At 37.0% G+C, this 14231-nt stretch carries 12 protein-coding genes; 1 reads left to right on the top strand and 11 read right to left on the bottom strand.

All coding sequences use genetic code 11. The features are described from left to right. The first annotated feature begins 83 nt into the window (after positions 1-83). On the top strand, positions 84-1046 hold the full coding sequence (locus RU87_RS02270) for an asparaginase (RefSeq protein WP_068160476.1): 963 nt from the start codon (positions 84-86) through the stop codon (positions 1044-1046). 118 nt (positions 1047-1164) lie between these two features. Here RU87_RS02270 and eno read toward each other — a convergent pair whose 3' ends face one another. The 11 genes from eno to rnz form a co-directional block, all read right to left on the bottom strand. Then, positions 1165-2490, bottom strand: a complete 1326-nt coding sequence (eno, locus tag RU87_RS02265; RefSeq protein WP_068160481.1) for a phosphopyruvate hydratase — start codon at positions 2488-2490, stop codon at positions 1165-1167. A 257-nt stretch (positions 2491-2747) separates the two neighbouring features. After that, on the bottom strand, positions 2748-3299 hold the full coding sequence (hpf, locus tag RU87_RS02260) for a ribosome hibernation-promoting factor, HPF/YfiA family (RefSeq protein ID WP_068160483.1): 552 nt from the start codon (positions 3297-3299) through the stop codon (positions 2748-2750). An 81-nt stretch (positions 3300-3380) separates the two neighbouring features. Beyond that, a complete protein-coding gene (locus tag RU87_RS02255; RefSeq protein ID WP_068160487.1) occupies positions 3381-5822 on the bottom strand; it encodes an ATP-dependent Clp protease ATP-binding subunit in 2442 nt (813 codons plus the stop codon). A gap of 97 nt (positions 5823-5919) precedes the next feature. Continuing rightward, complete coding sequence (locus RU87_RS02250; protein WP_068160494.1) at positions 5920-6366, bottom strand: CtsR family transcriptional regulator; 447 nt, start codon at positions 6364-6366, stop codon at positions 5920-5922. A 382-nt stretch (positions 6367-6748) separates the two neighbouring features. Next, positions 6749-7231 (bottom strand): transcription elongation factor GreA, encoded by a 483-nt coding sequence (gene greA, locus RU87_RS02245; RefSeq protein WP_068160497.1) that lies wholly within the window; start codon positions 7229-7231, stop codon positions 6749-6751. A 156-nt stretch (positions 7232-7387) separates the two neighbouring features. Further along, positions 7388-8875: an endolytic transglycosylase MltG gene (gene mltG / locus RU87_RS02240; protein ID WP_068160609.1), complete on the bottom strand. Its 1488-nt coding sequence runs from the start codon at positions 8873-8875 to the stop codon at positions 7388-7390. A 145-nt stretch (positions 8876-9020) separates the two neighbouring features. Then, positions 9021-9578 carry a DNA-directed RNA polymerase subunit delta gene (gene rpoE / locus RU87_RS02235; RefSeq protein ID WP_068160501.1) on the bottom strand — a complete coding sequence of 186 codons (558 nt, stop codon included), beginning with the start codon at positions 9576-9578 and terminating at the stop codon, positions 9021-9023. 103 nt (positions 9579-9681) lie between these two features. Further along, on the bottom strand, positions 9682-10194 hold the full coding sequence (locus tag RU87_RS02230) for an adenine phosphoribosyltransferase (protein ID WP_068160503.1): 513 nt from the start codon (positions 10192-10194) through the stop codon (positions 9682-9684). A 1-nt stretch (position 10195) separates the two neighbouring features. After that, positions 10196-12421: a single-stranded-DNA-specific exonuclease RecJ gene (recJ, locus tag RU87_RS02225; RefSeq protein WP_068160506.1), complete on the bottom strand. Its 2226-nt coding sequence runs from the start codon at positions 12419-12421 to the stop codon at positions 10196-10198. Beyond that, positions 12418-13155 (bottom strand): SDR family NAD(P)-dependent oxidoreductase, encoded by a 738-nt coding sequence (locus tag RU87_RS02220; protein ID WP_068160508.1) that lies wholly within the window; start codon positions 13153-13155, stop codon positions 12418-12420. Before RU87_RS02220 ends, recJ begins: the two co-directional genes overlap by 4 nt. Then, the gene (gene rnz / locus RU87_RS02215; protein WP_068160511.1) at positions 13152-14087 is read right to left on the bottom strand and encodes a ribonuclease Z; all 936 of its coding nucleotides are present in this window, start codon (positions 14085-14087) and stop codon (positions 13152-13154) included. Before rnz ends, RU87_RS02220 begins: the two co-directional genes overlap by 4 nt. Positions 14088-14231 lie beyond the last annotated feature (144 nt).

Genomic DNA, 14231 nt, shown 5'->3' with positions numbered 1-14231 from the left:
CGTATCTGATCATAATTAAGCTATCGTTTATCTCAGCTACAAATTCATGATTGATTTGTTATACTAGATAAAAGGAGACAAACATGAAACATATATTAGTCATTCATACCGGTGGCACAATCAGCATGCATGAAGCAAATGGGCAAATCATCCCTGACACACATAATCCCATGCATGATATACAATTCACGACTGATACTCATATGCAAGTGACTAGTGTAGACTTATTTAATCTTCCTAGCCCACACATAACACCACATCATATGCTAACACTCTATCAAGAACTTAAACTAAGATTGCCTGACTATGATGGCGCTGTTATTACACATGGTACAGACACACTAGAAGAAACAGCTTATTTTTTAGATACGATGCAATTACCTAAAGATAAACCTATCGCTTTAACAGGTGCTATGCGCAGCTCAAATGAGATTGGTAGTGACGGTTTATATAATTTTTCGAGTGCATTAAGAGTCGTAGCAAATGATAAAAGTATCGGCAAAGGTGTTGTCGTTGTCATGAATGATGAAATTCATGCGGCAAAATACGTCACAAAAACACATACAAAAAATGTCTCAACGTTTCAAACACCCACACATGGTCCATTAGGACTTTTAACCAAACAGGATATTTTATATTTTCAAATACCCGAAGAACGGGTTAGGTTTGAGTTAACTTGTGTATCTGGTACAATCCCGATTATCAAAGCCTATGCAGGGATGGGTGAAGAATTATTAAAGCTGATCAATCCGGAAACTATTGACGGGATTGTCATTGAGGCACTAGGTGCTGGTAACTTGCCACCTGATTCACTTACCCACATAAAAGAACTCACTGCTATAGGGATACCAGTTGTCCTTGTTTCAAGATGTTTTAATGGTATCGCCGAAGCTGTTTATGGGTATGCAGGAGGCGGCGTTGACTTAGCTGTCTCAGGTGTCATGTTTGTCAAAGAACTTAATAGTCAAAAAGCCCGGCTAAAATTACTCATCGCTCTTAATAGTGGTCTGACTGGCAATGAATTAAAGACTTATATTGAGGGATAAAAAGAACTATCGATCACAAAAAGTCTAGCTAATGATTAGCTAGACTCTTTTTTAAAGTTTAAATAAAAAAACACCGATCAATGAGTGGTCGGTGTTTTTAAACAAAATTCTAAAAGAATTAGAAGTTTGATTTGTCTTTGATGTTGTAGAATGAATCAAGACCTTTGTATACTGCAACTTCACCAAGTTGATCTTCGATGCGAAGTAATTGGTTGTATTTAGCAATACGGTCAGTACGTGATAATGAACCAGTTTTGATTTGACCAGCGTTAGTTGCAACTGCGATATCTGCGATTGTAGAATCTTCAGTTTCACCTGAACGGTGAGAAACAACTGCTGTGAAACCAGCTTCTTTAGCCATTTCGATAGCTTCAAAAGTTTCAGTCAAAGTACCGATTTGGTTAACTTTGATAAGGATAGAGTTTGAAGCGCCTTCGGCGATACCACGTTTAAGGTAGTCAGTGTTAGTAACGAAGAAGTCATCACCAACCAATTGGATTTTCTTACCAAGAGCTTTAGTAAATTCTTTCCAACCTTCCCAGTCGTTTTCGTCAAGACCATCTTCGATAGAGATGATTGGGAATTTAGCTACGAGTGATTCGTAGTATGCAATCATATCTTTCTCAGTTTTAAGTTCCCACTCTTCTTCTGGTTTGTTAGCTAATTTACCAAATTCGTAAACGCCTTTTTCTGAGTTATAGAATTCAGAAGATGCAGCATCCATAGCTAAAACGATATCTTTACCTGGCACATAACCAGCTTTTTCGATTGCTTCGATGATTACTTCGAAACCTTCATCGTTTGATTTAAGGTTAGGAGCAAATCCACCTTCATCACCAACTGCAGTAGAGTAACCTTTTGCTTTAAGAATTGAAGCTAAAGCGTGGAATACTTCTGCACCATAACGAAGTGCTTCTTTGAAAGTAGGTGCACCAACTGGCATGATCATGAATTCTTGGAAGTCAATAGAGTTGTCAGCGTGTGAACCACCATTGATGATGTTCATCATTGGTGTTGGCAATACTTTAGTATTGAAACCACCAAGGTAGTGGTAAAGTGGTACTTCAAGGAAATCAGCAGCAGCACGAGCAACAGCGATAGATACACCAAGAATTGCGTTAGCACCAAGTTTACCTTTAGTTGGTGTTCCGTCCAAAGCGATCATAGCGCGGTCGATAGCTTGTTGGTCGCGAACATCGTAACCAATGACAGCTTCAGCGATAACGTTGTTTACGTTGTCAACAGCTTTTTGTACGCCTTTACCAAGGTAGCGAGATTTGTCGCCATCACGAAGCTCAACAGCTTCGTGCTCACCAGTAGAAGCACCTGAAGGTACCATACCACGACCAAATGCACCTGATTCAGTGTAGACTTCTACTTCGATAGTTGGGTTACCGCGTGAGTCAAGGACTTCGCGAGCGTAAACATCAGTAATAATTGACATTTTTGTCTCCTTTAATTTTAAACACCCGATGGTATTTTTTTAATTACATCCTTATGTTACCACTATTTTACTGATATTTCAAGAAAAATATAGACGCCTTGCGTTTTTTTACAGAAAATTTTCAATTTATATAAATACCCTCTTTTTCGGATACCTATAGACCAACAAAAAACAGTCAGTTGACACGCTTAACAAGCGTAACTGACTGTTTTTATGAGCATGCTTACCTAACAGTATTTACTTTAGTAACCTAACTATTATTTTGTTTCGATCAACCCAATATTACCATCTTCACGACGATACACAATGCTAGTTGCATTTGTTTCAGCGTCGTTGAAGATAAAGAAGTCATGGTCAACTAAATCCATTTGTAAAACTGCTTCTTCAGCATCCATTGGTTTCAAATCAATAATCTTAGTGCGTACGATATCGATATTTTGTTCATCAATCTCATCTTCTGGTGCAAGTTGAACAAAAGTTTCAAATGCTTTACCAGTTGCAACGTGATTACGTTTCTTTTGAACCTTAGTTTTATATTTTCTAATTTGACGTTCTAATTTTTCTTGAACTAGGTCAATAGAGCCGTAAAGTTCTTGTGACGTATCTTCTGCACGTAGTGTGATATTTTTAGCAGGGATAGTGACTTCTACTTTTGATGTCTTTTCAGCATAAACTTTAAGATTGACATGGGCTGTCAACTCTTGATTCTCAGTGAAATATTTTTCAAGTTTACTGATTTTTTCTTCAACGTAATTACGGATGCTGTCTGTCACTTCGATGTTTTCACCGCGAATGTTAAATTTAATCATGATAGTCACCTCTTCATCTTTTATAAGTTCATTATACCGTGAAATCAGTCATTTCACAAATATTTATAACCTTTTTCCTGATTAAATCACTTTGAAAGTTATCTCGTTGTTTCGAGCACCAACAGTGACTTGACTACCCGCTGTTATCTCCCCAGTTAACAGTTTGTCGGCTAGTTGATCCTCAACTTGTTTTTCGATCGCTTTACGAATTGGTCTAGCACCATACTCAGGATCAAATCCATTTTTAGCGATTAATTGATACGCACTTGCTGAGATTTTCAAAGTAATAGTTCTTTGAGCAAGACGCTTAATCAACGGCTGTGCCATAATTTTGACGATATCAGATAATTCCTTCTCAGTTAATGAGTGGAAGACGATACTCTCATCGATTCTGTTTAGAAACTCAGGTCTGTATTGTTTTTTTAATTCTTCCAATATTCTAGATTTCATGGCAATGTAATCTACAGATTTACTAGATACACCAAAGCCAACCGTTTTATCATCGCGAATTGCTGTTGCACCTAAATTACTAGTCATGATGATGATTGTATTTCTAAAATCGACTTTTCTACCCTTACCGTCTGTTACAAACCCATCATCTAGAATTTGTAAGAGTAAATTAAAGACATCTGGATGTGCTTTTTCGGCCTCATCAAGCAATACGACAGAATATGGCTTATTACGAACTTGTTCAGTGAGTTGTCCACCTTCTTCATAACCGACATATCCCGGAGGGGCACCAATCAAGCGACTAGTATTGAACTTCTCCATGTATTCGCTCATATCAATGCGAATCATACTGTTTTCATCACCAAAGACAGTTTCAGCTAAGGCTTTTGCTAGTTCCGTTTTTCCGACACCAGTTGGTCCTAAAAACATAAAGGATCCTATTGGGCGTTTGCCATCAGAAATACCTGAACGATTTCTACGAATCGCTTTTGCTACTGCGGCAACTGCTTCACTTTGTCCAATGACACGTTGATGTAGCAGTTTCTCTAGATTAACTAAGCGTTTCATCTCGTTTTTAGTCATCTGTGTAATTGGGACACCTGTTAAAAGTGACACAACTGAAAAGATATCATTTTCTTTTACTGATGCAACATAGGTATCGCTTGTTACTTTTTCACGTTTTGCTTCATAGGCGAGCAGGTCTTGATTTAACGTTTTTGCTTCATCAAAAGCTTGACTTAAAACAGCCTCTTGTAAACTTTCTTCTAGTGAGAGTATCTTTTTATCTATCTCGCTTTGTTGGGCTAAGTTACTTTTAGCTGAAATCTTAACAGCTGCTGCTGCTTCATCCAGTAAATCGATTGCTTTATCTGGTAAGCGTCTACTTGGCATATACCGTACACTTAACTCAACTGCTGCTTTAATGGCTGCTTCATCAAAATTAACATGATGAAAGGCTTCAAATTTACCTTTTAATCCTTTAAGTATCTCTATCGTTTCATCTGATGATGGCTCATCAACAATCACTTTTGCAAAACGACGTTCTAATGCAGCATCTTTTTCAATATATTTTTGATATTCATTAAACGTTGTTGCACCAATTAACTTGAACTCACCACGCGCTAATGCAGGCTTCATAATATTTGACGCATCTGTTACAGAGTCTGTCCCGCCACCAGCACCAACGATCGTATGCAATTCATCTACGAAAACAATTGTATTTGCATCTTGGCTAACTTCTTCGACAATGGCTGTCATGCGATCTTCAAATTCACCACGGAATTTGGTTCCTGCAACCACATTAGCAATATTGAGGGACATCAATCTATAGCCTTGCATGTTAACCGGGATATTCCCATCTATCATCCGCTGCGCAAGTCCTTCAATGATTGCTGACTTACCGACGCCAGGCTCACCAACAAGTACAGGGTTGTTTTTTGTCCGACGGCTTAAAATATGGATGACACGCTCAATTTCCTTTTCTCTACCAATCATCGGATCAATGCGACCTTGCCTGGCATCTTCTGTCACATCACGTGCAACTGAATCCAAAGTTGGTGTGATACTATTTGGCGATACACCCGAAGCTGCATCACGTTTGCCCATAGGCGTGACTGCTTTTCTGCTGATTTTCTTAACAGACATATTTCCTAATTCAACCAAGTCTTTGATGATTTCGGTAATTTTAATTTTGTTAAGTTCTAAAATTTTCTTGGCAACATTATCATCATCCACTAAGATACAATATAGCAAATGTTCTGATCCAGTCTCTGATAGCTTATTTTGCTGTGCTAATAACTCTGATTCATCAAGCAATCGACTAACTTTTGGTGAAAAAGCGATAGCTGTTATTTCTTTTGCTTTTTCTGGTAATTCAGGCTGCTCGATCTCATCCAATACCATATCTAGTGTCACATCATGATCCGTCAAAATATTTTGGCTAAAGCTATCACTAATAGATAACATACCAGCTAAAATATGTTGCGTTTCCGCATAGTCTGCACCATTTCCAGCTGCATATATCCGTGCTGTTTTTAATATTTCATTCAGTATCAGTGTATAATTTGATGTCATTTATGAATTGTTCCTTTTATATATTCTACGTTTTTGATCAATAGGTTAACTGTGCTTACTTAACCAATCGGCTAGTTTGGTATGACTGAGAGGTGGGCTAGTCGTTTGAACACTTGTCTAGTCCCTGAACTAAGGTTGTCAATAAAATCGCACGCTGTAAGTCTGTCAATACAGGACTACTTAAAGTTGCTAAAAATAAGTTACCTTCACGTTCAGCTAAAATGTTTTCATTAAAGAGTAGCTGTAATAAATCTCTTAACAGCGTAATCGTCAACTTCTCGGGTATTTTATTCAATAAATCCATTAAAAATTCATGCTCATCCGAGTATTGTATTCTAACGATCCTAATGTAGCCACCGCCACCACGTTTACTTTCTACTTCAAATCCTTTTGGTAATGTGAATCGTGTTTTGATCACATAATTAATCTGACTTGGAACGACACCAAAATTTGCTGCTAACTCTGATCGTCTAATTTCAATTTCAGCAGCTTGAGTCAGTAGCTCTTTTAGATACTTCTCAATCATATCTGATGTATTTCTCATAAACCCCTCCTCATCAAGCTATATCATCAATCTATTTCTTGACTGCAACTATCATTTGATCGTTACAGTTGAGTCATTTTCTGTTATTAGTCAGTCTGTTATGACTTAGGTTAGATAAAACTAGACAATCTTTTGTCCATTATCATGTGCCAAAATAACTTTGACCTTATTCGACCATTGTATCATTTTACAGCTTTTTTTGCTAATATTAGTACTTGTTGGCTAGGGTTAAACATCTCTCATCGTCATCACAATACCTGACTGACACATCTTAACTTAACAATAAAAAAAACTTCCAAATTTTTACATTTGAAAGTTTTTTTATTTCGTGGGTCACATCAACATTAAACAATCTTTTGTTTATGATGGTGCTTTTCCAGCATTATTTTGTAGAGACTTTAACAATTTCCACTTTTATTTCACCAACAGGTAATGGAATCACAACTTCATCCCCTGTTTTCTTACCGATTAATGCTGCAGCAATAGGTGACTCATTTGAAATCTTACCATTAAATGGGTCAGCTTCTGCAGAACCGACGATTTTATATGTTTCTTCGTCTTTCTCACCAAGTTCGACAAAAGTGACTGTCTTACCTAAAGCAACCTCATTGCGTTTCACACCTGCATTGTCAACGATTTCGGCATTTCTAATCATCGTTTCAACTGTTGCGATACGCCCTTCAACAAAGGCCTGTTCATCTTTAGCTGCTTCATACTCAGAATTCTCTGATAAGTCACCATAAGATCTAGCCACTTTGATACGTTCAACAATTTCTGCACGTTTCACAAGTTTTAGATGATCTAGTTCTGCTTCTAATTCTTCAAATCCCTCACGGGTCATTTGATATGTTTTTGTTTCTACCATAATTAATATTGAGTCTACGTATAATCACATTTCGTTATCACTGTTACCTTTATATCACTGCAACATAGTTTAATCCGATATAGTTTGTAAGACTGCTTCCTTTCTTGGGCAAGTATATGTTAATTACTGTCAGCCATTTATTATTTTTTGACAGACTTAGTTTGAGCTAGAATTTTTAGTTAATTTATCATTAACGTATTTTTGTACATTGGCATCATGTTCATCTTGTGTCTCTGAAAAATAAACTTTACCAGTTGTAACATCAGCAACAAAATAGAGATAACTATTAGCTGTAGGCTCGACTGCTGCTTTAATAGCTGATAGGCTTGGATTTGTTACTGGTCCAGGTCCATAACCTAAATTCAAATATAAGTTGAATGGTGAATCTAGCTTGGTATTAACAGCCGCATCATCTGCTAGAGACGTTTTTTCTCCTAACTTACCTTCAGCATACAAAATTGAAATGTTTGAACCTAAAGTCATATCGCCATTAATACGATTATAAAAGACTTGTGCGACATTTCTACGATCAGCATCATTATTTGCTTCTTTTTCAGTTAAAGCAGCAATTGCTAAAATTTCGTTAACTGTCATATTTTTTGCTTTAATTTCTTCAAAATATGGTGCCATATTTTGATTCATTGCCGCAATCATTTCTTCAACAACTGATTGCATTGTTGAATTCTTGGTATATTCATAAGTTGCAGGGAAAAGATATCCCTCTAGTTGATATTTAACGCCTGATGATGGATCTGGTAGTGAAGCAAAAAGATCCGGATAAGTTGTTTTCATTTTATTAATGAAATTCTGATCTGTTATCACTTTTAGAAAATCTGATTTAGAAAATGGTGTTTTTTCTGATTTAGATTCAGCATTTTCTGACACTTTAGTTGACATCTGATCAATTGTAAATCCTTCAGGAATCGTTATCTTCCCTAAAACAGGTGCAACAGGTTTTTCAGTTCCACCTTTTTGTAACGTTTTCGCAATATCTGTCAACGTCATATTAGGAGATAAATTATAATACCCCGACTTAAAGCCATATAAACTTTTTAACTTTGTATAATATTTAAAGGCAGTCGCATTTTTAATAATTTTATTTTTTTGGAGCACATCACCAATTTCCTTGCTTGAAGCACCTTTAGGAATAGCAATAGCCTTGATAGTCTTATCAGTTGTACTATATGGTTGAAGCTCACTCTTCAGATAACGATAGCCAAAATAAGCAGTTGCGCCGCCTACTACAAATAAAATAAGTGCAACAACAGCAATAATTTTTCCAGCTAAACGTTTAGAGGCTTTTTTCGCAGAACGTTTTAGGTTCTCCTGAGATTCTCTAGGTTTTCTGGACATTTCCGCCTTCTTCTCTAGCCTAGGTTTTTGTTCCTCAACAACAACATCTTCTGAAAGTTTATCGATATCAGAAGCAGATTGACTTTTATTGTGAATCAAATCAGATTCATTTAACGTAATATCGGCTATATTGTTTTCGTCAAGTGTGTTATCTGTAGCTCGTAAGTTGTCACTTACCTGATCAAACTCATCAACTTCCTCGTCTGAAACTTGTTTGCTCGCTTCTAATTCGCGTAGAATCTTATCTTTAAAACTCTCACGCTCAAAATTTTGCGTATCTTTATCTTTCAAATCAATTTTCTTCCACTTTCTTATGATCATGACAAAACAGAGCTTTGTCATGATCAAGAGTTATCAATTTGATTATACACGAAAATCCTTGAAAATCAAGAATTTAATAAAAAAACATGGATTTCTCCATCTTTTTTATAAACACTTAGTCTTCTTCGTCATCTTCATCATCGTCTTCATCTTCAAGACCATCAACTGTCTCAACATCAAGATCAACTTCTTCTAACTCTGCGTCAAATGCTTCTGCTTCATCCTTTTCATCATCTGGATTTTCATCATCATAAGTCACATCTTCATCATCTAAAGCATCGTCATCTTCAGGATCATCATCACTATAATCGATGTCTACACCATCGGCTGCAAAAGCATTGACTTTTTTACGTTTTTTGACTGGTCTCTCACCGTCATCGTCTAACTCATCAAGCGCAACAACTTCTTCATCAATCTCATCGATAGCATACCATGAACGTAAAGCCCATACGTTATTACCGAGTGGAATAAAGCTACCATCTGTATTCAATTCTGTATAAAAACGCGACAACCGATCACGAATCTCGCTATCAGATTTACCAAGGTAATCTTGTATATCATTTACAAGGACATTAAATTCCATCTCCTTGCCTTTTTCTTCCAACATGGCATGTGCCACTTCAATCATAGAAAGTTCTGACAAATCTTGCTTTGCAAATGCTTTAATTTTCAATATCTTATCTCCATCAAACAAAGTATAGGATCTTATCTAAAAACGGCGTTTATAGATGGCCTATCACGTTTACTATTCTTATTTTACCATAAGCTTATGTATTTTAGTAATGCATTAATACTTTATATGCATAATCACCAATTTTTTCACGACCTTTTAAGTCATCTAGTTCGATTAAAAATGCACATCCGGCAACAATACCACCAAGTTTTTCAATTAACTCAATCGTCGCTTTCACTGTTCCACCTGTCGCTAATAAATCATCAACGATCAAGACACGTTGCCCTGGTTTGATCGCATCAGCATGCATAGTTAAGGTATCAAAACCATACTCTTTTTCATACTGAGCCTCAATCACTTCACGCGGTAGTTTACCTGGTTTTCTAACAGGTGCAAACCCGATACCTAAGTCAAATGCAACTGGACACCCAACAATAAATCCTCTAGCTTCAGGGCCAACAATCACATCAATCTTTTTATCAATCGCATACTGGACAATTTCGCGAATCGCATAACTATACGCATTACCATCTGCCATTAAAGGAGAGATATCTCTAAACATCACACCTTTTTCTGGGTAATCTGGAATTGTTGCAATATATTTTTTTAAATCCATGTTAATTCTCTTTCAATTTTTTATAAATATCACCTACTGGTGATAAGGCAAAAAACGACTGTAGGGTAACGAGTTCTTGCAATTCTTGATAAATTTTGCTCTCAGCAATATCACGCTTAACTGCTGTTTTATCAACGCTCATCACCCCATCGGCAAGTGTAATGAAGCCTAACTCTTGAAAAATCTGAATCATTTTAACTAATAAAATTTCAGGTATATGTAAAAATTCTGATAAACTACCTAACTTATATCTCACCTCAAATTCGGGATATTGATAAATCGTTCTATAGAATTTGGCAAATTGCTCACGCGTGCCACCACCTGTCAAATAATAGTCAGCTTGAATCTGATTTTTAAAGTAAATTGCGTTAAAGTCATGCGTGGTAACTAACACCTTCAATCGCTCTAGTGCAGCAATATCTGTTGGCGTTTCTTCAACCACCAAGCTATCGCTCGTCGTCTCCTCACTTGATACTTGATTCGTAAAGATACAGGCATCGCTCGGAATAGTTGTTTGCTTTTGCTTATTTCTTAAATCAATCAACTGACTGCCACACACTTTAGCATCCACAATCATTAATTGAACAGATGTATTGCCATTCCACATATTAACCGATAACGTTACTGCCAAATCTGGTGCAACTTGTTCAAAATCCAAGGCATCACGACCATGACCAAAATAAATTGCTTCTAAACTCGTTTTATCTTGTTGCAGTTTCAGCTTCAGATGACTATTATCCTGGCCCATAGAACGACTTTGTAGCACTTGATAATCCTTAACCTCAAAAACAGGTTTAGCATTATCTTGGCCAAATGGTGCTAGCTTAGCAAGAGACTTGATTGTATCCAAGCTCACGTCATCTAAGTTAATGACATCATCGATTAAGAGTGGTGTTTTTTGAGACATATCTATCTGATTATCACGGATATATTCAGTAATCACAGACTTAATTTCAGGTAATTGTGCTAACTTAAACGTCATACCAGCAGCTTGTGCATGTCCACCAAACGAGATAAATAAATCACGATGAGGAGATAAAGCCTCAAACATATTAAAAGCGGGTATAGATCGTGCAGAACCCTTTAACACACCATCTTCTTCTGATAGCATCACTATCGGTTTACCCGTTTTTTGAACAAGTTGCCCTGCAACAATTCCGAGTATACCTGGATGCCAACCGGTTTGATAGATAAACTGAACTGGGCTATCATCTAGTTGCTTTTCTGATGCTAAAAGCATCTCTGCTACCAAGGCTTTTCTTTCTTGGTTTTTAGCGTCGATCATCTCAGCAATCTGTCGCGTCTCGTCCTCATCCCATCCTGTTAACAATTCAATTGCAGGATTTGGATCATCTAACCGTCCCAAAGCATTTAATCTAGGTGCGATTTGGAAACCAATCGTCTCCTCTGTTATGGTCTGTTTATCAAGATCTGCGATATTGATTAACGCTTCTAGACCTACACGCTCGGTATGTTTAAGCATCTCTATACCAAACTTAACTAGCGTACGATTTTCATCAGTGAGCGACATCATATCTGCTATCGTCCCAATCGCTACCAAATCTAACATCTCAGACGGAATATACTCTAAAAGCGCACACACAACTTTAAAAGCAACACCACAACCAGCTAATGCTTTGAAAGGATAGGCGCCATCCGGATGTTCTGGATGAATAATCACATAGGCATCTGGCAGGGTTTGCGGTAGTGAATGGTGATCCGTCACAATCACATCGCATCCATTTTCTTGAGCATGGGCAATTGCAGCATGTCCTGATACACCATTATCAACCGTAATGATGAGTGAGACACCTTCATTATCAATAAAGTATTTATAAACGTCCAGATTAGGCCCATAGCCATCAGTAAAACGGTTGGGCAGATAAACTAAACTTTCGGCACCAATTTCATCAAGTGCTGACTTCATGATACTGGCACTGGTCATGCCATCTGCGTCATAATCACCATAAATTAAAATCGTTTCTTGTTTTTCAACTGCATCTTGAATGCGTTTCACAGCTTTTTGCATCCCATGAAATAAAAATGGATCATGCAACATATCTAACGTCGGTGTTAGATAGTTAACTAACGCGTCTGCTTCTCTAATCCCTCGCTGCCACAGCAGCTTTGCCGAGAGTGCATCTAACTTTTGTTTTTTGGCTAACTTAATAAATTCTGTTGTCGGCTCATCTAAATTAACTTGCCAATCATAGGTAGGTGTGATCATTTTAAATTGAAAAACCTCCGTGTTATTTTCTCTGTTAACTCTGGAAACACTGTGGCAAATAATCGACTGATATTGAATTGCCAAGGGATATTTAACTCCATTTTTTGCGTCTCTAAGTTGTTAACAATTTTTTTTGCAACATATTCAGCTGTTACGGCATGTTTACCAACGCGACTTAAATAATCAGGATTGTCCGCATGAAACTTTGTCAAGACTGGACCAGTATTGACAACTAATACGCCAACATTAGCCGTATATAGCTCTTGACGTAACGCATTTGAAAATCCACGAACTGCAAACTTACTTGCCGCATAACTTGTTGTTTTAGCGGTAGCCATATAACTTGCAATTGATGCGATATTGATGATTTTTCCTGATTTTTTAGCTATCATATCAGGTAAGAAGGCTTTAGTCACTGTCATCATCGCAAAAACATTCACTTCAAATACCTGTCGAATATCTTTGTTACCCTCAGATAAAAAGTCGTTAAACATCCCATACCCAGCATTATTGATTAAAACATCTATCGTGCCAAATTTCTGAGAAATCTCCTGACAAGTCTGCATGATTGACGTTTCATCAGAAAGATCAACTTGATACAGGTAATCGGATACCCCTTGTAGACTCTCAGTATGACGTGATAGCAAAATCAGATTATAACCAGTTACTTGATTAATGATTTCACGTGCGATATCCCCTGTCGCACCGGTAATCACCATATTTTTCATCATCATATTATTTCTTCATATAAATCTTTAACCACAAAACTATTATCAAATGTCTGCTTAGTTTCTTTTAATAACTGACTGACTAAAGGTCCAACATATCTTGCAGAAATATGTGTTAGCAACAACCGTTTGACTTGGGCTTGTTTGGCAACTTCAGCTGCTTGCTTAGTTGTCGAATGACCATGATTTCTAGCTATCTTGGCCTCACTTGCTTGATAAGTCGCTTCATGTACTAATAAGTCACTACCTATTGCCAAACGAACTGCCTTATCAGTTTGTCTTGTGTCACCCAAAATCGTCACAACACGACCTTGTTTATCTGGCCCAATAAAATCAGCAGCTTTAATAAGTTTACCATCAAGCTCTATATCTTGACCATTTTTTATTTTACCAAATAGTGGCCCAAATGGGACACCAGCAGCTTTTAATGCTTCTGCATCTAACTCACCTTTTTTATCTTTTTCAACCACACGATACCCCATACAAAAAATTGTATGATCTAATGGTGACATATGGACTTCAAAAGAGTCATCTGAAAAGATTTTGCCACTATGACTCGCATCAAGCTCATGGAAATTTATCCGATAGCTTAACTTGCTACCTGATAATCTTAAAGAAGTCATGACGTATTTTTCAATGCCAACAGGCCCATATAAGTCTAAGTCTTGTTGTTGATCTTCTAAGGAAGAGGCTTGAAAACTACGGCTAGATAAAAAACCTGGTAAGCCAAAGATATGATCCCCATGCAAGTGTGTGATAAAAATTTTTGTAATTTTTCTAGGTCTAATCGTTGTTTCTAAAATTTGATGTTGTGTCGCTTCTCCACAATCAAATAACCAAATTTCATTTCGTTCAGCAAGTAATTTCAAAGCAATTGACGTCACATTACGCTGCTTAGCTGGCTGTCCAGCACCAGTTCCCAAAAATTGAATTTCCATGATTTCCTTTCGCTTACTAAACCAATACACAATAGGAGTTTTTCTGTAACTCCAAACCTGTCCACTTTGTTTTGATACTGACTATCCCATGATAAAAACGTCATTGTCAAAGTCAGCGACATTGACAATCATTAATCATGTTTA

Source organism: Pseudolactococcus plantarum, from assembly GCF_002441715.1.
Taxonomy (GTDB): domain Bacteria; phylum Bacillota; class Bacilli; order Lactobacillales; family Streptococcaceae; genus Pseudolactococcus; species Pseudolactococcus plantarum.
This window is presented reverse-complemented; position numbering and strand designations above follow the sequence as displayed.

Bases quoted from the DNA above. Each gene is read 5' to 3' on its own strand.
- rnz (WP_068160511.1), bottom strand. From the start codon at position 14,087: ATGGAAATTCAATTTTTGGGAACTGGTGCTGGACAGCCAGCTAAGCAG.
- greA (WP_068160497.1), bottom strand. From the start codon at position 7,231: ATGGTAGAAACAAAAACATATCAAATGACCCGTGAGGGATTTGAAGAA.
- RU87_RS02230 (WP_068160503.1), bottom strand. From the start codon at position 10,194: ATGGATTTAAAAAAATATATTGCAACAATTCCAGATTACCCAGAAAAA.
- RU87_RS02255 (WP_068160487.1), bottom strand. From the start codon at position 5,822: ATGACATCAAATTATACACTGATACTGAATGAAATATTAAAAACAGCA.
- RU87_RS02270 (WP_068160476.1), top strand. From the start codon at position 84: ATGAAACATATATTAGTCATTCATACCGGTGGCACAATCAGCATGCAT.
- RU87_RS02220 (WP_068160508.1), bottom strand. From the start codon at position 13,155: ATGATGATGAAAAATATGGTGATTACCGGTGCGACAGGGGATATCGCA.
- eno (WP_068160481.1), bottom strand. From the start codon at position 2,490: ATGTCAATTATTACTGATGTTTACGCTCGCGAAGTCCTTGACTCACGC.
- hpf (WP_068160483.1), bottom strand. From the start codon at position 3,299: ATGATTAAATTTAACATTCGCGGTGAAAACATCGAAGTGACAGACAGC.
- RU87_RS02250 (WP_068160494.1), bottom strand. From the start codon at position 6,366: ATGAGAAATACATCAGATATGATTGAGAAGTATCTAAAAGAGCTACTG.
- recJ (WP_068160506.1), bottom strand. From the start codon at position 12,421: ATGATCACACCTACCTATGATTGGCAAGTTAATTTAGATGAGCCGACA.